General features: G+C 45.1%; 18 protein-coding genes. 7 read left to right on the plus strand and 11 right to left on the minus strand.

Going from position 1 to position 19,885, the window contains the following annotated elements; translation table 11 throughout:
- Position 1 precedes the first annotated feature (1 nt).
- The 11 genes from Q8O20_RS03930 to Q8O20_RS03980 all read right to left on the minus strand — a co-directional run bounded on the left by Q8O20_RS03930 (position 2) and on the right by Q8O20_RS03980 (position 11,951).
- The gene (locus Q8O20_RS03930) at positions 2–580 is read right to left on the minus strand and encodes a hypothetical protein (RefSeq protein WP_304742072.1); all 579 of its coding nucleotides are present in this window, start codon (positions 578–580) and stop codon (positions 2–4) included.
- A 9-nt stretch (positions 581–589) separates the two neighbouring features.
- Complete coding sequence (locus Q8O20_RS03935; protein ID WP_305530070.1) at positions 590–1,021, minus strand: hypothetical protein; 432 nt, start codon at positions 1,019–1,021, stop codon at positions 590–592.
- 3 nt (positions 1,022–1,024) lie between these two features.
- Positions 1,025–4,282, minus strand: coding sequence for a carbamoyl-phosphate synthase large subunit (gene carB, locus Q8O20_RS03940; protein WP_305530071.1), 3,258 nt, complete (start codon positions 4,280–4,282; stop codon positions 1,025–1,027).
- A gap of 66 nt (positions 4,283–4,348) precedes the next feature.
- Positions 4,349–5,110: a rod shape-determining protein MreC gene (gene mreC, locus Q8O20_RS03945; RefSeq protein ID WP_305530072.1), complete on the minus strand. Its 762-nt coding sequence runs from the start codon at positions 5,108–5,110 to the stop codon at positions 4,349–4,351.
- Positions 5,103–6,140: a rod shape-determining protein gene (locus Q8O20_RS03950; RefSeq protein WP_304742082.1), complete on the minus strand. Its 1,038-nt coding sequence runs from the start codon at positions 6,138–6,140 to the stop codon at positions 5,103–5,105. Before Q8O20_RS03950 ends, mreC begins: the two co-directional genes overlap by 8 nt.
- Before the next feature lie 8 nt (positions 6,141–6,148).
- Positions 6,149–7,381, minus strand: coding sequence for an ATP-dependent Clp protease ATP-binding subunit ClpX (gene clpX / locus Q8O20_RS03955; protein ID WP_294895455.1), 1,233 nt, complete (start codon positions 7,379–7,381; stop codon positions 6,149–6,151).
- The gene (gene lpxA, locus Q8O20_RS03960; RefSeq protein WP_305530073.1) at positions 7,378–8,163 is read right to left on the minus strand and encodes an acyl-ACP--UDP-N-acetylglucosamine O-acyltransferase; all 786 of its coding nucleotides are present in this window, start codon (positions 8,161–8,163) and stop codon (positions 7,378–7,380) included. Before lpxA ends, clpX begins: the two co-directional genes overlap by 4 nt.
- Positions 8,164–8,168: 5 nt before the next feature.
- Positions 8,169–8,612 carry a 3-hydroxyacyl-ACP dehydratase FabZ gene (gene fabZ, locus Q8O20_RS03965; RefSeq protein WP_304742089.1) on the minus strand — a complete coding sequence of 148 codons (444 nt, stop codon included), beginning with the start codon at positions 8,610–8,612 and terminating at the stop codon, positions 8,169–8,171.
- An 86-nt stretch (positions 8,613–8,698) separates the two neighbouring features.
- A complete protein-coding gene (locus Q8O20_RS03970; protein ID WP_305530074.1) occupies positions 8,699–10,297 on the minus strand; it encodes a cation:proton antiporter in 1,599 nt (532 codons plus the stop codon).
- A gap of 62 nt (positions 10,298–10,359) precedes the next feature.
- Positions 10,360–11,442: an epoxyqueuosine reductase QueH gene (locus Q8O20_RS03975; RefSeq protein ID WP_305530075.1), complete on the minus strand. Its 1,083-nt coding sequence runs from the start codon at positions 11,440–11,442 to the stop codon at positions 10,360–10,362.
- A gap of 2 nt (positions 11,443–11,444) precedes the next feature.
- On the minus strand, positions 11,445–11,951 hold the full coding sequence (locus Q8O20_RS03980; protein WP_305530076.1) for a peptidylprolyl isomerase: 507 nt from the start codon (positions 11,949–11,951) through the stop codon (positions 11,445–11,447).
- A gap of 105 nt (positions 11,952–12,056) precedes the next feature.
- Here Q8O20_RS03980 and Q8O20_RS03985 point away from each other — a divergent pair, with 105 nt between their 5' ends.
- The 7 genes from Q8O20_RS03985 (at position 12,057) to Q8O20_RS04015 (ending at position 19,883) form a co-directional block, all read left to right on the plus strand.
- On the plus strand, positions 12,057–13,274 hold the full coding sequence (locus tag Q8O20_RS03985) for a HAMP domain-containing sensor histidine kinase (RefSeq protein ID WP_305530077.1): 1,218 nt from the start codon (positions 12,057–12,059) through the stop codon (positions 13,272–13,274).
- On the plus strand, positions 13,255–13,920 hold the full coding sequence (locus Q8O20_RS03990) for a response regulator transcription factor (RefSeq protein WP_304739355.1): 666 nt from the start codon (positions 13,255–13,257) through the stop codon (positions 13,918–13,920). Before Q8O20_RS03985 ends, Q8O20_RS03990 begins: the two co-directional genes overlap by 20 nt.
- A gap of 131 nt (positions 13,921–14,051) precedes the next feature.
- Positions 14,052–15,398, plus strand: coding sequence for an OprD family outer membrane porin (locus Q8O20_RS03995; protein WP_305530078.1), 1,347 nt, complete (start codon positions 14,052–14,054; stop codon positions 15,396–15,398).
- A gap of 13 nt (positions 15,399–15,411) precedes the next feature.
- Positions 15,412–15,726, plus strand: coding sequence for a DUF485 domain-containing protein (locus Q8O20_RS04000; RefSeq protein WP_304739056.1), 315 nt, complete (start codon positions 15,412–15,414; stop codon positions 15,724–15,726).
- A complete protein-coding gene (locus Q8O20_RS04005; RefSeq protein ID WP_305530079.1) occupies positions 15,726–17,390 on the plus strand; it encodes a cation acetate symporter in 1,665 nt (554 codons plus the stop codon). Before Q8O20_RS04000 ends, Q8O20_RS04005 begins: the two co-directional genes overlap by 1 nt.
- A gap of 55 nt (positions 17,391–17,445) precedes the next feature.
- The gene (locus Q8O20_RS04010; protein ID WP_305530080.1) at positions 17,446–19,269 is read left to right on the plus strand and encodes a putative nucleotidyltransferase substrate binding domain-containing protein; all 1,824 of its coding nucleotides are present in this window, start codon (positions 17,446–17,448) and stop codon (positions 19,267–19,269) included.
- Positions 19,269–19,883, plus strand: a complete 615-nt coding sequence (locus Q8O20_RS04015; protein WP_305530081.1) for a 3'-5' exonuclease — start codon at positions 19,269–19,271, stop codon at positions 19,881–19,883. Before Q8O20_RS04010 ends, Q8O20_RS04015 begins: the two co-directional genes overlap by 1 nt.
- Positions 19,884–19,885 lie beyond the last annotated feature (2 nt).

The following is a 19,885-nucleotide window of genomic DNA, read 5'->3' on the forward strand; positions in this document are numbered from 1 at the left end:
CTCATCCTCCGAAACTGCTGCTGGAAGAGGTACTTCTGGACGCGGAATTGCCGAAGAAACTTTTCTTTTGGCTATTGGAAGCGGCTGAGTTACTGCCGCCTGCGGATGAGCGATGGTACGCCGAACGATTCGATGCATCTTGATTTTTGCGGAAATTTGAGTTATTCATAAGGGCATTTCCGATCATATTTCCCAGTAATGCTCCCCCAGCAGCAGCGAGAATGGTTCCGGCAAGCCCCATCCCTTCTCCCTTAGGTTCAGCGTTGAGCTCTGATTTCCCCTCTTGCATTTTTTTGTACTCTTGATCCGCGAGCTCTTTCATCTCCGCTTCGCTCATAATCCGTTCAGTGACCGTACCGTTTTCATCGGTCTCTTTGATAATCGCACGGCTTGGGCCTGTGGTCGGCATCTCTTCAATTACAACGTATTTACCGTTAGGCTGCTGTTCGACAACGATAAACTTGTTTTGTGCTTCAGCCGCTTGTTCTTCCGGTGCGCTTTGGCACCCGCTGAGGGCACTGAGTACGGCAAGGCCGATGGTGCCGGTCATAATAGTATTTGCAGTCGTAAAATGTTTCATGAGCGTTTCCTATCGTAATTGTTTTAAATGTGATGGTGTAAGGCGAAAAATCTTTGAGGCACTTTGTTCACTGAGGCCGCGATGATCTTCGATGATAATATCACTGACTGCGCGACAAAATGTTTCATCAAAGCTTTTCCCGCTTTCGTTGGCTGAGGTGGAATAGAGCCATCGGTATGGCTTAATAAGAGCCGCGTGTTCAGGGGTGCTGACATAGCGGAACGCTTGATTTTTGACGACAAAGGTTGTTTTTTTGCTATGACGAACACGGTGTTTATGGAGGGGTGGGATACGGATATCACGGCTGAGGTTTTTAAGCTCGGCATAGACTTTGAGAAAAGGTTTATCTCCTGAGCGCATTTTTATCTCTTCTAAGCGCTTAGCATTTTGTGAGAGAAAACCGACGGTGGTGTCGGTTTGGGCGAGGAGAATTTTATTCATAAATTAAGGGATAAGATAATCTTGGAGGGCATGAGGTTCCATCCAACTGTCATCATTCATGTGCCCCATCGCTTCGATAGCAGCACGCGCCGCGCTGAGTGTTGTAAAATAAGGGGTTCCCATACGTAAAACGATTTGACGGATCAATTCTGCGTCTTTTTTCGATGTTTTATTATCGGAGGTGTTGATGGCGAGAGAGATCTCTCCGTTTTTCATGACATCTTCGATATTCGGACGTCCCTCAGAGATTTTAAGAACCGCTTCACACGGGATTCCCGCTTCTTCGATCACTTTTTGGGTGCCGCGAGTCGCTACGAGCTTGAACCCTTGGTTGTGTAGTCCGCGTGCGATTTCAGGAGCGTGCATTTTATCCATTTCGATGAACGAGAGGAAACACGTTCCAGAGGTCGGGATTTTGTTTCCGGCTGCGAGTTGGCTTTTGGCGAAGCTGACTCCGAAGTTTTGGCTGATACCCATTACTTCTCCGGTCGATTTCATCTCTGGAGAGAGAACCAAATCGGCACCGTAGAGTTTGTTGAACGGGAATACTGCCTCTTTGATCGCAACGTGTCCTTTTAGACGCGGTTTGAGAAGACCATCGGCTTCCATAACAACATTGTAGTTATCGTAGAATTTGAGAGCATTACGGAGGGTATCACCCACCATGACACGGGTTGCGACTTTTGCGAGTGGCATTCCGGTTGCTTTTGAGACAAACGGGACGGTACGAGATGCACGAGGGTTGACCTCGATCAAATAAACTTCGTTTTGGTAGATCGCGTATTGGATATTAAGTAGACCGATAACACCGAGACCTAATGCGATTTTTTTGGTTTGTTGTTCAACCTGTGCTTGGAGTTCAGCACTGAGGCTTACCGGAGGGAGTGAACATGCACTGTCTCCGGAGTGAATCCCTGCCTCTTCGATGTGCTGCATAACGGAGCCGATATAGACATCAGTGCCATCACTGATCGCATCGACATCCAGCTCAACCGCTTGGTCGAGGAATTTATCAACCAAAACAGGAGAATCGTTGCTCACGGATACCGCAACATCCATATAGGTACGGAGTTCATCTTCGTTGTAGACGATACGCATAGCACGCCCGCCCAAAACATACGAAGGGCGAACGAGTACAGGGTAACCGAGTTCTTCAGCCACTTTAAATGCCTGCTCTTTCGTCATAGCGATACCGTTTTCAGGCTGTTTGAGCCCTTGTTCAACAACGAAAGCGGAGAATTTTTCACGGTTTTCTGCCAAGTCGATTACTTCCGCAGAGGTTCCTGCGATTTTGGCACCGATAGCATGAAGTCCGTTTGCCAGTTTAAGAGGGGTTTGTCCTCCGAAATGGACGATGATCCCATCAGGCTGTTCCGCATCGACGATAGAGCGGACGTGTTCGAAATCGATTGGTTCAAAATAGAGGACATCGGAGGTATCGTAGTCAGTTGAGACGGTTTCAGGGTTACAGTTGACCATGATCGTCTCGATTCCCATCTCTTTGAGGGCGAATGAGGCGTGAACACAACAATAGTCAAATTCAATCCCCTGACCGATACGGTTAGGTCCTCCACCGAGAATCATCACTTTTTTCTTATCGCTTACGCGCGGTGCTTGAAGTCCGAGGCGTGTGATGTTGGTGGTTGAGTACAGATATGGGGTCAATGAACCGAACTCTGCCGCGCAGGTATCGACTTCGTTGTATTCAAACATGATCTTAAGAGCTTTGCGCGCTTCGTAGACATCATTCTCTTTTGCACTTCCGCCGTTTAGAGTGATAAGACGTGCAATGTTTTTATCGGAGAACCCTTCCGTTTTAAGACGGCGAAGTTGAGGCTCATCTGTGAGGGTTGCCGTTGTGATCAGTTTTTCTTGGGCAATGATCTCTTCGATTTGGGTTAGGAACCACGGATCGATTTTAGAGAGTTCAAATACTTCGGCTTTGGATAATCCCATACGGAACCCTTGTCCTACGTAGAGGATACGCTCTGCATTCGGGCGGCGGATTTCGTGTTTGACGAATTCGAGATCACCGTCGATTGGATCGAAACCGCTAAGTCCTGTTTCCAGTGAGCAGAGGGCTTTTTGAACCGATTCTTTGAAAGTACGACCGATTGCCATTGCTTCACCGACCGATTTCATACTGGTGGTGAGGGTCGATTCCGCTTCGGGGAATTTCTCGAACGTAAAGCGCGGAACTTTGGTCACGATATAGTCGATAACCGGCTCAAACGCCGCAGGAGTTCCCGTAATGTCGTTGGTGATCTCATCGAGGGTAAAGCCGACTGCGAGGAGGGTTGCCACTTTAGCAATCGGGTATCCGGTCGCTTTGGAAGCGAGTGCAGATGAACGCGATACACGAGGGTTCATCTCGATAACGATCATACGTCCTGTTTCTGGATTGACAGAGAATTGTACGTTTGATCCCCCTGTGTCAACGCCGATTTCACGTAAAATCGCGAACGATGCGTCACGCATACGTTGGTACTCTTTATCGGTCAATGTCAGGGCAGGGGCAATCGTGATAGAGTCACCCGTATGGACACCCATCGGGTCGAAGTTTTCGATAGAACAGACGATGATACAGTTATCGTTACGATCCCGGATAACTTCCATCTCATACTCTTTCCATCCAAGAAGAGATTCTTCGATCAGGATTTCAGTAATCGGAGACTCATCGAGTCCGCGTTGAGCGAGCATTTTAAATTCATCGATGTTATACGCAACACCGCTTCCGCCACCGGCGAGAGTGTACGATGCACGGATGATGATCGGAAAACCGATTGCTTCAGCTGCCGCCATCGCTTCTTCCATATTGTAAGCGTAACGGGAAATCGGCAAGTCCATTCCGATTTTTACCATACACTCTTTGAACGCTTGTCGGTCTTCCCCTTTTTTGATAGCACTTGGGTTGGCACCGAGAAATTCAATCCCCTCTAACATTCCCAATTCATGCATTTTCATCGCGGCGTTAAGAGCAGTTTGACCCCCCATAGTAGGAAGAATAGCGTCAACTTTCTCTTTTTTGATGATTTCAGCAATGATTTCAGGTTTGATAGGTTCGATGTAGGTGCGATCGGCAAATTCAGGGTCGGTCATAATGGTTGCCGGATTCGAGTTAATCAAAACTACGCGGTAGCCAAGCTCTTTGAGCGTCTTGACCGCTTGTGTTCCTGAATAGTCAAATTCACAGGCTTGACCGATGACGATCGGGCCTGATCCGATGAGTAATATCGTTTTGATGTCGTCGCGTTTTGGCATTGAGACCCCTCGTCATAAAAATTTTATTATTATAGACGAGAAGCACTTAAAATCCGATTACAACCTTCATCTTACCTTGGTAATAACGTGAAAATAGGCAGGATTTTTACCGTAAAAGTAAGGTTCGATGACGGCACTTTGATAACCGCTGGCTTTAGTGATTGAGATCACTTTTCCCACTTTCAGCCCTGCCATAAAGATACGGTCGAGCCCTGAAGTGAGTACTTCATCTCCAACCTTTATAGGAATCCATGTCGGGATAAATTCGACTATCAAACGGCGTGAATTATTTCCCCTTACAATCCCCGGTGCCATAGAAACTCCTACATTAACGGCATAGGAGCTTTTGACGTCACCGTTTAAGAGGGCAATAGGACGTTTATTTTTAGAGACAACTATCCCTGCCGCATAACCGCGATAGAGGAGTCCGTAAACCCGTTTCGGATCAAATTTTTCCATCTCAATCCATACTCGGTGAGGATCTCCGAAACGGACATAGGAGAGGGTTCGAACCAAACTGGTATCAGGGGTGATACGGAAACTGCTGTTGTGTTCTTGAAGAAGTTTTTGATATTCATCGGCGACTTGATGAAGATTCAGTAACTCTTGTTCGTAAAAACGATTTTTTTGACGCAGATCGATAATGGTTCTTTGCTGGTTAAAATGCTCATCAACGGCGCGTTGAATACTCTCAACACCATCCAAATACGATGATTTAATTGCAAGGTTTAATCGCAGTATAGGGGATTGTAAAAAATTAGTAAAATAGAGTACTCCCCCTACCAAAACACTAAGGAGTACAGCGATTGTTAACGCTTGTTTATTCATTATCGAAGAGTTCGTGGAGTTGGTCGATCTCTTCTAATGCGCGTCCGGTTCCGCGTGCAACACACAAGAGCGGCTCATCGGCTACGTACACCGGAATTTTGATAATTTCAGAGAGGTATTTATCGAGTTGGCGGATAAGCGCCCCACCACCTGTGAGGATAACACCGTTGTTGACGATATCCCCTGCCAAATCCGGCGGCATATTTTCAAGTACGTCACGTAGCGCTTCGAGAATCTCTTTGAGCGGCTCACGCATCGCTTCGCGGGCATCTTCGCTGGAGAGTTCGATCGACGTAAGAAGACCCTCAACTTGGTCACGCCCGTTGATGATCATTTTCAGCTCTTGAGCAAGAGGCATTGCGGTACCGATATTGATTTTAATATCTTCCGCGATACGCTCGCCGATGAGGAGATTGTATTTACGTTTAATATAGTCCATGATAGCACGGTCGATTTTATCCCCTGCAACACGGATAGATCGGCAAAGAACGAGTCCTCCGAGTGAGATAACACCGATTTCAGTGGTACCCCCTCCGATATCGACGATTATATTTCCTTTAGGTTCACGGATATCGATTCCCGCACCGATCGCTGCCGCCATTGGCTCATCGATTAGGTACACTTCACGTGCTCCCGCACTCATTGCCGATTCACGAACCGCTTTACGCTCTACCTGAGTCAGGCCGTAAGGGATACAGATAATGATACGAGGGCTGATGAGGGTAGTACGACCGTGCGCTTTTTCGATAAATTTACGGATCATTTTCTCAGTCATATCGAAATCGGCGATAACACCGTCTCTCATCGGGCGGATAGCTTTGATATTCCCCGGAGTTTTTCCTACCATCTCTTTGGCTTCGCGCCCTACGGCGAGGACACGTTGTTGACCGTATTTTTCAGTTTTTACTGCAACGACAGAAGGCTCATTGATGATTATCCCTCTCCCTTTTGAAATAACGAGGGTATTTGCTGTCCCTAAATCGATAGAGAGATCGTTTGAGAACATTCCGATAAGTTTATTAAATAGCATTGACTCTCCTATGCACTTTTTTGCGTTGATTTTTTGATATATACAGGGGAAACTTTTTCCTCGACTACCTCTTTGGTAATGAGCACTTCATAACCGCTGTACTCCGGGAGTTCATACATTGTATCTCCCATAGTCTCTTCCATAATGGCACGAAGTCCGCGTGCTCCCGTTTTTCGAGCCAATGCTTTGGCTGCGATCGCATTTAACGCCTCATTATCAAATGTCAGCTCGACATCATCGATGGCAAAAAGTTTGGTGTATTGTTTTACCAGAGAGTTTTTCGGTTCGGTCAAGATACGAACCATCTCCTCTTCGGTGATTTTATTGAGTGACGCAATAATCGGTAAACGTCCGATCAGCTCAGGAATAAGGCCGTAGCTGACCAAATCATCCGGTTCGACATTTTCGAAACTGTCATCGATATCGGTAGTACTTCGTTTGTCGTGACCGAAGCCCATGACATTGGCTCCCTTTTTCCGCTCTAAAATCTGTCCGAGACCGTCAAATGCACCGCCGCAGATGAAAAGGATACCGGAAGTATCGATTTGGATGAAGTCTTGATTCGGGTGTTTACGACCCCCCTTAGGAGGGATGTTGACCACGGCACCTTCGATAATTTTAAGGAGTGCCTGTTGTACTCCCTCACCCGAAACGTCACGGGTGATAGAGCGATTTTCACTCATTCTGGAAATTTTATCGATCTCGTCAATAAAGACAATCCCCTGCTGCGCCCGCTCAACATCACCATCAGCCGCTTGGAGGAGCTTAGTCAGGATGTTTTCGACATCTTCTCCGACGTATCCCGCTTCGGTGAGGCTGGTGGCATCGGCAATAGCGATCGGGACGTTGAGGACGCGGGCAATCGTTTGTGCCATTAATGTTTTACCGCTTCCGGTCGGTCCGATAAGGAGGACATTCGATTTGGCAATTTCGGTTTCATCTTCGACAAGGGTATGTTTGAAAATACGCTTGTAGTGATTATAAACCGCGACAGAGAGGAGCTTACGCGCCCGCTGTTGTCCGATAATGTATTGCCCCAAAAAGGTATTAAGCTCTTTCGGAGTTAGAAGCTCGGTACTTTTGTGCTCATGGGTAGTTGTATTTTCTCCCTCCGTATCACCAAACATGATCTTATAGGCTGAAAAGACACAGTTTTTACAAATATAGACATTTGTTCCGGCAATAAGCGGGTTGTGATCGCTCTCTGCCGCGTCACAGAAACTGCAATGGCGATGAATCATGATTGATTCCTTTCATAGGGGATACCCCGTTTGGTATTGACAATAAAAGTACAAAGATTTTTAACGAGTTCACTCGTTGCCTCTTGGAGCAAAGCGCTTGCTTGTTCTTGAAGAGGTTTGCCCGATTCAAATAATTCACGATAGGCTGAACGAAGGGCATCAATATCGGCACGTTCGACATGACGGCGTAATCCGTTGAGATTAAGACCGCGAAGAACCGCGCGATTTCCCTCCGCCAAACAATACGGAGGTACGTCTTGAGAGAGCGCGGATGCCCCTGCGATCATAGCGTAATCACCGATTTTGACGAACTGATGTACAGGTGTCATTCCGCCGATAACGGCGTAGTTCCCCATCTCAACATGTCCGGCCAGAGTTGCGGCATTGGCAAGGATGCAGTGGTCTCCAATAATGACGTCATGCCCTAAATGGACATATCCCATAAAGAGATTGTCGTTTCCGACAACAGTTTTGCCGCCGCCGCCTGCTGTTCCCGGATTGAAAAGGGTAAACTCGCGGATTTTGTTGCGATCACCGATGATGAGTTCAACTTCTTCTCCGGCATATTTCAAATCTTGTGGGATTGAACCCAATACGGCATGGGAAAAAATATCGTTGTATTCACCGATGGTGGTGTTGCCGTAGATGCAGGCACTTGCGGCGATTTTTGTTCCCCGTCCGATTTTGGCTTTACCCGAGATAAAGCAAAACGGACCGATTTCGACATCCTCGCCGATAACTGCACCCTCTTCGATAATGGCGTGTGGTGAAATCAAGCTCATACGACCTACTTATCTACGATCATTGCTTTGAGTTCAGCCTCACTGACAAGTGCATCGTCAACGTAAGCTTTCCCCTCAAGCACCCAAATCGATCCTTTGTGTTTAACGACGCTCATTCGGTATTCCAAACGATCTCCCGGACGGACTGGGGCGCGAAATTTTGCACCGTCGATACTCATAAAGTAGACCACTTTGTGCGCCGCTTCTTCTTCGGTCATATCCATGCTCTGGAAAGCGAGGATTCCGCCGGCTTGTGCCATACCTTCTAAGATCATAACACCCGGATAGATCGGGTGACCCGGAAAATGTCCTTCGAAAATTTGCTCGCCGATCGTAACATTTTTGAATCCGATAAGGGATTCATTCGGAGTAAGAGAAGTAACACGGTCAACCAGTAAAAAAGGGAATCTGTGGGGTAAAATTTTTTGAATTTGAACAACATCTATCATATTTTGGGACACCTTGGGTAAAAAATCTCCCAATTTTACCGAAAAAATGGTTAATCAGTGATAATAAGTTTTCAAACCTTTAGCATCTACTTTTTAAAGGCTCGTTGTACCAGTAAATCCGCTACTTCAAAGCTGGCATCCACAAACTCCAATTCCGGCAGATCCCGCATACTTTTTCGCTCTTCGACACTGTCGATTTTGACGATAATATTGGCCTCTTTGTCATAGCCTAGTACCGCTTCACTGATAAGACGACGGTTTTGTTCGCTGCTCATCGTGATGATAATCGCCTGAGCTTCTTTCACCCTCAACGATTCCAAAACGGGGAGTTTGTTTAAGTGGCCGAAGTAGGCCATATATCCCAGCTTTCTAGCGTGTAAAACGTGTTTGAGGTTATCAGAGATGATAATGAAATTGGCTCCCTTGGATTGCAGTGATGCGGCGACAATCTTCCCCAGCATTGCAAACCCTGCAACGATAATATGCTCTTTGCGCTCGATGGGGGTAATGACGTCCGATTCGTAAAACTCTTTTTCAAAATAAGAGGAGAGTTTATAGATGTTTCCGATAATAAACGGGGTGAGAATCATCGAGATAACACTCACAAGTATCAGAAAACTTGCCATCTCTTCGCTGATCAGTTTTTCTGCCCCCGCCAAAGCAAAAATAGCAAAAGAGAATTCTCCGATCTGTGCGAGGGAGAGGGCTGTTTTTGCTGAGGTATTTTTATCGGAGTTGCGTCTTATAATCGCGTAGATGACGAGTGCTTTAAAGAGCATGGCAAAGGCAAAAATAAAAATGATAATATGGATATTTTCGGCAAAATAGAGCATATCGATTTTCGTCCCCACCCCGAAGAAAAAGGCACCTAAGAGGAGGTCTTTATAGCTGGCAATATCCGATTCGACTTTAACGTTGTAACGGGTATCGGCGATAATCATCCCTGCGATAAATGCCCCAAGCGAATAGGTAAAACCCATACTGTGAGCGAGAAGTGCCGCACCGATGAGGATAGAAAAAACCGAACCTAAAAAAAGCTCTTCAAGCTCGGTTTTAGCGGAAAATTGCAAGAGGGAATTAACGATTTTATCCCCTATCGTAAACATAAAGACGACGACGAAGAGGGCAGAAAGAATCGTTTTTATCAGTACTTCACCTAGTGAGAGAGTGTCGTTGGACAAAAAGGTAATAAGCAATAAAATAGGGATAACGGCGAGGTCTTGAAAGATCAAAATCCCCATCGATTTTTGCCCGTAGGGTGTGTGGATGTCCTTGGACTCTTTGAGATAGGTTAGGACAATGGCGGTGGAGGAGAGGGAAAACGCCAGTGAGATGATGAGTGAGGTGTTGAAATTTAGATGAAATAGATAGTGGGAAAGTAAAAAGATCACGACGACACTCAGGAGCACTTGCAATGCTCCGTTGGTAAGAAGGATCTCTTTCATCTTTTTGATTTTATCCAGACTCAGCTCCAGTCCGATAGTAAACATCAAAAAGACAATCCCGAATTCCCCGATAAAATCGAGTGAATCGTTTGCGGAACCGTTGAACCCGAAAAGGGTACTGATAATCGTCCCCGTCGCAATGTAGCCGATGATATGCGAGATGCCGAACCGTTTTAGGATGATGTTGAGGACGGTTGCGATGGCAACAGTCAAAAAGATTGATAAGAGTAACTTTTCCATATGGATATTATAGTGCAAGGTTCGTGCTAAGGGTGGTTAAAAAGTGGGCGGTTGTCTAATTGTCACTCAGTAATAATGAGACGCTCCCTCGTATCATCATACGTTTTTGTCTCTAAAACGAGAGTGATTTTAGCGGTCGGGATCTCATCCAAGACGATAATTGCTGAGGTATTGTAAGGGTTTTTTGTTAGTTGACTACGTAAAGCTATTTCAGTCTCAATAGAGGGTGCATTAAACATTAACTCTTTTGTATTTTTATACGACGATGAGGTAAGGGTATTGAATGTATCCAGCGTGATAAAGCGTACCTCTTCGCGGGTGAGGAAAAATTGCCCGTCAATTTCAAAATCAATTTTTCCCTCGGTGGAGGTGCGGTTGATGGTGGAGTAGAAGAGGGGGTAAGAGGGGACGATTTCGGTGCCGACCTTTACCGAAGATCGAATCAGGCGGTAGTTTAAAAACCGTTCTTTGAGTATGCGATACGGTGTCCCTGTATTTTCCAACTCATTGCGGCGGGTATAGAGTTCCAAACGCTCTTCAATCGATGCAGGGAGAATCTGTTTTGAAATAGGGGAGAACATTTCGTCCATCAATCTATGCTGTTGATCGCGTTGCATAGAGAGTCCATAGAGACAGCCGCAATAGTCTTGACGGTAGAGCTGTTGTTCACGGCTGACACGTCCCTGGTCGGCGGTTCCGTTATTTTTACGGTAATCAAACGGGATAAATTTGACGCCGTGAGACGCTTCAAATGCTTCGCCGCTGCGGATCAGCTGTTCTTGGGATTTTTTGGGGCTGACGAGAAGGGTGGTGGTCATTGTCTGCTCACCCAATTCGATCGCTTTGTGAGCGCTTACTTCGAAACGGCGATCAAAGCATACTTCACAACGTGATCCCTTCTCAGGTTCGCTCTCCAAGCCGCGGACGGCGTCCATCCAGTTCTCATAATCGTATTCACCTTCTATCAGCTCAATACCCAGTTTTTGACAGCTTCGTTCAACATCGAGGAGACGGAGGCGGTATTCGCTGTAAGGATGGATATTGGGATCATAGAAGAACCCGATGAGTTTTTCATCGGGGAATTCCTGCTGTAGCTTCTCGATAAAAAAGTGAGAATCGACACTACAGCAGATATGGACTAACATAATTAGTCGCGTGCCGCCAAAATTTCTACTTTTTCGATGGCGTCGCGCATAGCGATAGAATCAAGAACCGCCATAGACTCTTTATCATCCGCTTCGATACCGCCGAAAACGGTATGAACACCGTCAAGGTGAGGGGTGCTGACGAAACAGATGAAGAATTGGCTTCCTCCTGTGTTCGGTCCAGCATGCGCCATAGAGAGAGAGCCTTTGACGTGCTTGTGTTTGTTAAGAGCTGTTTCACACGGAATAGCCCAACCCGGTCCGCCTGTACCTGTGCCGTGAGGACAACCGCCCTGAGCCATAAAGCCTGGGATTACGCGGTGGAAGTTAAGTCCGTTGTAGTAGCCGTCATTCACGAGTGCCGCGAAGTTAGCAACGGTGTTAGGAGTCTCGTCGTTATAGAGTTTGATCCACATAACCCCTTTAGCGGTGGTCATTTTAGCCCATTGATAGCTTGCCATCTCTTCGGGAGTAACGGTATAGGTTTTGAGTTCTTTGCGTCCGAACATGTGTCATGATCCTTGAGGGAATTTTTGAAATTATAGTAGAACAATCTTAACTATCAAAAGGGAATCGGTTATAATGAACGAAATTAATTTGGGTGATGGTGAGCAGTGGAATCTTGGTTGCAACGTCGGTTGAACAGTATCTCATTACGGGATCTTAATTTCTATACTATTGTATTTATCCTTTTTTTCACCGTTATTTTTTCATCATTGGTCATTTATGATGAGTATCGCGAATTTGCCAAAATTTCGAATGATTCGAGTTTTAATATGCATATTGCCGAGGGGCAGCTCCACGGTCTAAAAGGGCGGCTCATCAAAGTGATGGTGGAGATCGCTACTCTTGCTTTGATCTTATTCGGTTTTATTATCGGTATCTCCAAAATCCTTAACAGCATGATCGCACGGGATATGGAGCGGTTTATGAAGTTTTTTGAATCAGCGCATGAGAAAACGGAATTGATTCAACCCGATGAGCTTTATTTCAATGAGTTTAAACGTATGTCGGGATATGCCAACGAAATGGCGCAGACGATTCAAGAGCAAAAAGAATCTTTGCAAACCCTCAATGCCGGATTGGAAGAGAGGGTGCGATTTAAAACACAGGCGCTGCAAATCAAAAACGATGCCCTTGAAGAGGAGCAAAAATTTTCGAGAGGATTGCTGGAATCGCACAAGCAGTTTATCCGCTATGCCATCCATGAAACCCACACACCGTTGTCGGTGATTATGGCCAATATAGAGCTGTTTTCTATGAATGAAGGGCGTAATCGATATCTGGCAAAGATTGAAGCGGCAGTCAAAAATATTTTTAGTATTTATGATGATTTGAGCTATTTAGTTAAAAAAGATCAGATTGAGTATCCCAAAAAAGCGATTGACTTGGATGAATATGTTGAAAAACGGCTGGAGTTTTTCGATGAGGTTGCCCATTTCTCGAATCTTTCTTTTAATTATTTAAGACCTGAATTTCCTGCGTGGATACAGTTTAATGAAACGAAACTGCAGCGTGTGATCGATAATAATCTTACCAATGCGATCAAATATACCAAAAACGGTGAAGAGATTCGAGTCGGTGTGGAGTGTGATACGCAGGGGTGCAGGTTTTGGGTAGAGAGCCGCTCTCAAAAGATTCATGACCCGCAAAAGATTTTTGAGGCATACTATCGGGAACGGAAAAAAACAGATGGATTTGGGCTGGGGCTTAGTCTCGTCAAATCGATTTGCGATGAAGACGGTGTTGAAATCACAACCCTATCGGATAGTGAATTGACCCGTTTTGAATATCACTTTAAAAAGGGTAATCTTGAAAATACTCCTTCTTGAAGATGAACAGATGCTCAGTGAAGCGATCACGGAGTATTTGGTTTCATCGGGACATCAGGTTACCTTTTATTATGACGGTTCAGATGCTCTTGATGCACTGCAAAAAGAGACATTTGATCTGCTGATACTCGATATTAACGTTCCGGGGATCGACGGACTGGAACTTCTCGAAGAGCTTCACAAACAAAAAATCCGCCCACCCGCTATTTACATCAGCGCCCTTGTCGATATCGAGGGGATCAGCCGTGCGTATGATCTGGGATGTTACGATTATCTCAAAAAGCCGTTTCATCTCAAAGAGCTTGCCCTTCGTATCGATAAAGTGATGCAAAGCTGTGCGATTCCCCAAAGTCATTTGCGTCTTTCGAAGAGTTATGCGTACGATGCGTCAACCTCGACATTGCTGTGTGATAACGTAACACAGCCCCTCAGCAAGCGACAGCTTCAGATTATCGATCTTTTAGCGCGCAATAGAGGGCGTGTGGTCGATTTTGACCAGTTTCGTAACTATGTTTGGGATGAAGAATACGTGGATAACGCGACTATACGGGCTGAAGTGAGCCGTTTAAAAAAGTCACTTAAAGAAGATTTCATCCAAAATATACGGGCATTAGGTTACATGATCGATATTCCCCGTTCCCATTAGTGCTACTTTTTTACACATCTATTCTTACTATCGAGTATTTTTAACGATAATTTTTTCTAATTTAACGATTGCTACGTTCATGCTACGTTTCGTTTTCATAATGACACTGATAAAAACTTGAAGGAGTGAGAATGAGACATACAGTACGTCTTTCGCTTTTGGCCTCAATGATGGTCTTAAGCGCTTCAGCAGCCGATGATTTGGCTGGAATGTTTAATGAAGGAAAAGTAAGCGGACAATTCCGTGAATTTTCGATCAGCAGAGAGGTTGATGATACCCGTCCTGCGGCAAACAATGATTATACCCGCAGAGCAAACGCAGTCGGTGGGTATATCAAATACGAAACCAGTGCTTGGAGCGGGGTGAGCTTAGGTGCTGCGGCATACGGAACATTCGGTCTTTTTTTGGGTGATCGTACCAATGTCAATGATGTAGATCCTACTTTGTTAGGCAGAGATAATAAAAATGATGTTTATCTTGGAGAAGGGTATCTTCAATATAAGAATGGAAATACAGCCTTTAAAGCAGGGCGTCAAAAACTTGATACTCCGATGGCTGGAAGTGATGATGCTAGGATGCTTCCGAATCTTTTTGAAGCATACGTTCTTAGCAATACGGATGTAAAAGATACGACATTGATCGCGGCGCATGTAACACGATTTGCTCAAGGGACATTTGGCCGTGCATATACGAATGGAGTATTAAGTGTTACTTCTGGATATTCGTTGGTCGATTCTCGTAATCAAACGGGTGATTTCACCGATATGGGTAAATATGCGATCGGTCAAAATACAGATGGCGTTAGTGCTGTAGCAGCAATTTATTCAGGAATACCTGGCTTGAAACTTCAAGTGTGGGATTATTATGCTCATGATATCCTCAATGCAATCTATGCAGAGGCAAACTACGGTTGGTCATACGCAAGCGGTGTAGCACCGTATGTGTCGGCACAATGGATCAATGAACGCGATGTCGGATCAAACTCTGTTGCTGCTGTTCAAAAAGTTGAAAGTGACTTTATCGCGGCAAAACTTGGTGTGAAAGTAGCGAGTTTTGATGTTTCGGTTGCAGCTTCTCACAACACTAAAGATTCTGATGCGGATAACGGAACACACGGAGGAACTATTTCTCCATGGGGCGGTATGCCGGCATATACGCAGGGGATGGTAACACGTCACCAATTTATGGCAGGAACGGATGCCCTAAAAGTCGCAGCAAGCTATGACTGGAAAACTTTCGGAATCAATTTAAATACGGGTGTTTACTATACTGAGTTTGACATGGATAAACTAAATGGTTACTCTGCTAACTATGCATGGACAGCTAAAGAATCAGGATTTGATATTATTTTCAATCCTCAGACATTTAAAAATCTTCAGCTTCGCCTTCGTGCCAACTATGCGGATGATTTTTATCAGTCGTCAACCGGCTCAGTTAGCTGGGACGAATATCGCTTTATCGCAAACTATAACTTTTAAAGGAGGTTAAATTATGAAACAAGAGATGGTTGATCGTATTAAAAACGATCCAGATTTTTTACAGCTTACACGTGTACGCAGCAAGTTTGCATGGACATTGACGATCGTTATGTTGGTGATTTATTTCGGATTTGTATTGGTTATCGCTTTTGATCCGTCACTTCTGGGGACTCCGTTATCGGAAGGTTCAGTAACAACGGTCGGGATTCCGGTCGGTGTCGGTGTTATCATCAGTGCATTTATTTTGACGGGGATTTATGTCCGTCGTGCAAACGGTGAATTCGATGAACTTACCGCTAAAATCAAAGCTAAAGCAAAGGGAGAGTGATGAAAACATTACTATTAGTACTTCTTACTAGCTTTGCGGCGTTCGCAGGCGAGGCGTTAACTGGAGAAGTTGAAAAACAAGCGTTAAACATGTCAGCGATTATCATGTTCTTGATTTTCGTAGGGGCGACATTGGGAATCACCTATTGGGCGGCAAAACGTACCAAAACGGCAAAAGATTTCTATACTGCCGGCGGAGGGATCACAGGATTCCAAAACGGTATGGCGATCGCGGGAGACTATATGTCTGCAGCTTCGTTCTTGGGTATTTCTGCCCTCGTTTATGCGAAAGGGTATGATGGTCTAATCTACTCTATCGGATTCTTGGTCGGTTGGCCGATTATCTTGTTTATGGTGGCAGAGCAGCTCCGTAACCTTGGTAAATATACGTTTGCGGACGTTGCATCGTATCGTTTGCGTCAAACCCCTATCCGTACTTTGGCGGCAGTCGGTTCGATCTTGACGGTTGTATTGTATTTGATCGCTCAAATGGTTGGAGCGGGAAAATTGATCCAACTTCTTTTCGGTCTTGATTATGAGATCGCGGTTGTTTTAGTCGGTGTACTCATGATCCTTTACGTAACGTTCGGGGGAATGCTAGCAACGACTTGGGTTCAAATCATTAAAGCATTCTTGCTCCTCTCAGGTGCGACGTTTATGGCGATTGCGGTTATGGCTCACTATAACTTTAACTTCGAAACCTTGTTTGCGACTGCGGTACAGATGAAAGAGACGACCTCAATCATGGCGCCTGGCGGCTTGGTTTCGGATCCGGTTTCAGCAATTTCACTCGGAATAGCGTTGATGTTCGGTACAGCGGGTCTTCCGCATATCCTTATGCGCTTTTTCACGGTTAGCGATGCAAAAGAAGCACGTAAATCGGTTTTCTATGCGACAGGTTTTATCGGGTATTTCTATATCTTGACGTTCATCATCGGTTTCGGTGCGATCGTTATGGTATTCCAAAACCCGCAATATCTTGACCTTGCTAAGCAAGCAGTTGACGGCGGCGCTCCGATCCTCGGCGGTGATAACATGGCGGCAATCCACTTGTCACATGCGGTTGGTGGAGACTTCTTCCTCGGGTTTATCTCAGCTGTTGCGTTTGCAACCATCCTTGCGGTTGTTTCCGGTCTTACATTGGCCGGAGCATCAGCGATTTCACACGACCTTTATGCGAGTGTTATCCGTAAAGGTAAAGCGGATGGAATGATGGAGATGAAAGTTTCTAAAGTCTCAACGGTTATTTTGGGTATCGTAGCAATTTACCTCGGTATTGCATTCGAAGATCAAAATATTGCGTTCATGGTCGGATTGGCGTTTGCGATCGCGGCAAGTGCGAACTTCCCGATTTTGTTCCTCTCTATGTATTGGTCAAAACTCACTACTCGCGGTGCATTGTTCGGTGGATCATTAGGTCTATTGACAGCGGCAGTTCTTGTGGTACTTGGGCCGACCGTATGGGTGGATGTATTGAAAAATGCTGAAGCAATTTTCCCTTACAAATATCCGGCTCTTTTCTCTGTGAGTGCAGCGTTTATTGGAATCTGGTTCTTCTCGATTACCGATAGAAGTGAAAACTCAGAAAAAGAGAAAGAGGCATATGAAGCACAATTTATCCGAAGTCAAACGGGTATCGGTGCAGAAGGTGCTGTAGAGCACTAAATCTAAATCTTGCTCCATTCGGGGCAGATTTTTTTCAATGTATTAGGAGTTTTCTTTGAGTCTGTTTGACCAAAAAGCACTATTGATGTCGATCCATCCTTTTGACCTTCTCGGTGAGAGGATGATTGAGCAACTGATGACTCAGATGGATATTGCCTATTACCCGAAGGAGACAGTTTTAATCGCTCCTCGGGTGAGGGCGGAATCCCTCTACATCATTATCAAAGGTATTGTCAACGAAACCATCGAGGGTGAACTCCAAAATGTGTATGGGGAGCGCGACAGCTTTGACGCGAACTCCCTCATATACGGAAATACCCAAAGCACCTTTAGCGTCGCCGAAGATCTCATCTGCTATGAACTCCCCAAAGAATCTTTTCTCAATCTCCTCCAAGATGTCGAACCGTTTCAAAACTACTTTATGCAAGATTTCATCACTAAACACCAAAACCTCAAAGAACGACAGCACCAAAATGAGCTGACCCCGTTTATGGTCTCCCGTGTCGATGAAATTTATCTCCATATTCCGTGTTTTGTTGAAGCCCATACGCCGATACGCGAAGCCCTCGTGAAAATGACGGATCAAAGCGCTAATGTTATTTTGGTTCGAGACGGGGAATCGGTCGGTATCGTAACCGATACGAATCTTCGTGAGAAAGTTTTGTTGGCGGATAAAAGCAGCAGTGATCCAATCGGCGACATCGCAACGTATGGTTTGATTTGTATTGAGCAAAGCGATTTTCTTTTTAATGCGCTGCTGCTGTTTACAAAACACGGAGTGAAACGGTTGGTTGTAACCGACGGTGAAAAGATTGTCGGGATTTTAGAACAGCTTGATCTTCTCAGCCATTTTGCCAATCATACTCATCTTATCGCCGCATCAATCGATCGTGCGGTGAGTATCGATGAACTTCAAAATGCACAGCGCTCCCTTACCCATTTGGTGCGTTCGCTTACGAACAAAGGGGTACGGGTTCGGTATGTTTCCAAACTCGTCAGCGAACTTAACGCCAAAGTGTATCGCAAAGTCTTCGAGATGGTTGTCCCTGAATCGTTTCAAGACAAATGTGCACTGATCGTTATGGGCTCAGAAGGGCGAGGTGAACAGATTCTTCGTACCGATCAGGACAATGCTCTGATCATTCGCGACGGTGAAAGTATGGAGACGTATGAGCCGTATATGATGCAGCTCAATGAGTATCTTCTTCAGCTCGGATTCCCAAAATGCAACGGTAATGTGATGGTTTCAAATCCGTATTGGCGCCGCAGTGTATCAGGGTATCAAAAACTGATTGAAGGTTGGATCGGCACTTTGAATGAAGAGTCATTGATGGGATTGTCTATTTTTCTGGATGCTCAGTGTGTTGCGGGAGACGAGAAACTGCTAGAAGCGTGCCGAGATTCGTTGTTTGGACAATTTGAAGGTCGGAGTGATATGTTGGCGCATTTGGCAAAAGCCGCGTTGGCATTTGAAACACCGTTGAGTATGTTTTCAGGGTTTGTTTTGGGACGTGCCGAGCATGAAAGTGAATTTGATATTAAAAAAGGGGGGATTTTTGCGATGGTTCACGGCATCCGAATCCTCTCTTTGGAGCATAAGATTACGCAGACCAATACGACGGAGCGGATCAAAGAGCTTAATAATATCGGATTGTTTGACAAGCGCTTTGCGAGTGAATTGATTGAAGCGTATGATACGCTTTTGAGCATTCGCCTTCGCTTTTTCCTTTCCCAAAAGCCGGGAAATGATGAAAAAAATTATATCAATCCAAAAATGCTGACAAAACCCGAGCGAGATTTACTCAAAGATGCTTTTAAAGTCGTTAATACCTTTAAAAAATTTCTGACGTACCATTTCCATTTAGGTATGGTGGTGTGATGTTCAATTCTCTCAAACGCTCATGGAACCGTCGCGGATTGAACGATGAAAGTTATGCGTGGATGTTTGAACCCTACTGTGGAGATGAAGTGGTCGTATTTGACACGGAAACAACAGGCCTCAATACGAAAAAAGATGCTGTGCTGAGTATCGGTGCGGTGAAGGTCAAAGGGGATCGTATACTGACGTCGGAAAGCTTTGAAGTTTTTTTAAAACCTTCTAACGAAATCAGTGTTGAAAGCATTAAAATTCACCATATTAGACCGTGTGATTTGGAAAATGGACTTGAACCGCAAGAAGGGGCAAAAAAGTTTCTTGATTTTATTGGAAATCGCCCCTTGGTTGGGTATTATTTGGAGTTTGATATGGCAATGATAAATCGTCTCATCAAGCCGTGGTTAGGGATAACTCTTCCCAATAAACAAATTGAAGTTTCAGGGCTCTATTTTGATAAAAAAATTGAGCTGATCCCTCAAGGAAATATTGATTTGCGCTTCGATACAATCCTACGGGATTTAAGAATCCCGAGGATGGGACAGCACAACGCATTGAACGATGCGATTATGACCGCAATGGTCTACATTAAATTAAAAAATACACTTAAACTACACTAAGG

This window comes from Sulfuricurvum sp. (genome assembly GCF_030691015.1).
In the GTDB taxonomy this organism is placed as follows: Bacteria; Campylobacterota; Campylobacteria; order Campylobacterales; family Sulfurimonadaceae; genus Sulfuricurvum.

Coding starts and splice junctions, on each gene's coding strand:
- Q8O20_RS04000 (WP_304739056.1), top strand. CDS start 15,412: ATGAAACAAGAGATGGTTGATCGTATTAAAAACGATCCAGATTTTTTA.
- fabZ (WP_304742089.1), bottom strand. CDS start 8,612: ATGATAGATGTTGTTCAAATTCAAAAAATTTTACCCCACAGATTCCCT.
- Q8O20_RS03950 (WP_304742082.1), bottom strand. CDS start 6,140: ATGCTATTTAATAAACTTATCGGAATGTTCTCAAACGATCTCTCTATC.
- Q8O20_RS03980 (WP_305530076.1), bottom strand. CDS start 11,951: ATGTTCGGACGCAAAGAACTCAAAACCTATACCGTTACTCCCGAAGAG.
- Q8O20_RS03930 (WP_304742072.1), bottom strand. CDS start 580: ATGAAACATTTTACGACTGCAAATACTATTATGACCGGCACCATCGGC.
- lpxA (WP_305530073.1), bottom strand. CDS start 8,163: ATGAGCTTGATTTCACCACACGCCATTATCGAAGAGGGTGCAGTTATC.
- Q8O20_RS03935 (WP_305530070.1), bottom strand. CDS start 1,021: ATGAATAAAATTCTCCTCGCCCAAACCGACACCACCGTCGGTTTTCTC.
- Q8O20_RS04015 (WP_305530081.1), top strand. CDS start 19,269: ATGTTCAATTCTCTCAAACGCTCATGGAACCGTCGCGGATTGAACGAT.
- Q8O20_RS03970 (WP_305530074.1), bottom strand. CDS start 10,297: ATGGAAAAGTTACTCTTATCAATCTTTTTGACTGTTGCCATCGCAACC.
- Q8O20_RS04005 (WP_305530079.1), top strand. CDS start 15,726: ATGAAAACATTACTATTAGTACTTCTTACTAGCTTTGCGGCGTTCGCA.
- Q8O20_RS03975 (WP_305530075.1), bottom strand. CDS start 11,442: ATGTTAGTCCATATCTGCTGTAGTGTCGATTCTCACTTTTTTATCGAG.
- mreC (WP_305530072.1), bottom strand. CDS start 5,110: ATGAATAAACAAGCGTTAACAATCGCTGTACTCCTTAGTGTTTTGGTA.
- clpX (WP_294895455.1), bottom strand. CDS start 7,381: ATGATTCATCGCCATTGCAGTTTCTGTGACGCGGCAGAGAGCGATCAC.
- Q8O20_RS03995 (WP_305530078.1), top strand. CDS start 14,052: ATGAGACATACAGTACGTCTTTCGCTTTTGGCCTCAATGATGGTCTTA.
- carB (WP_305530071.1), bottom strand. CDS start 4,282: ATGCCAAAACGCGACGACATCAAAACGATATTACTCATCGGATCAGGC.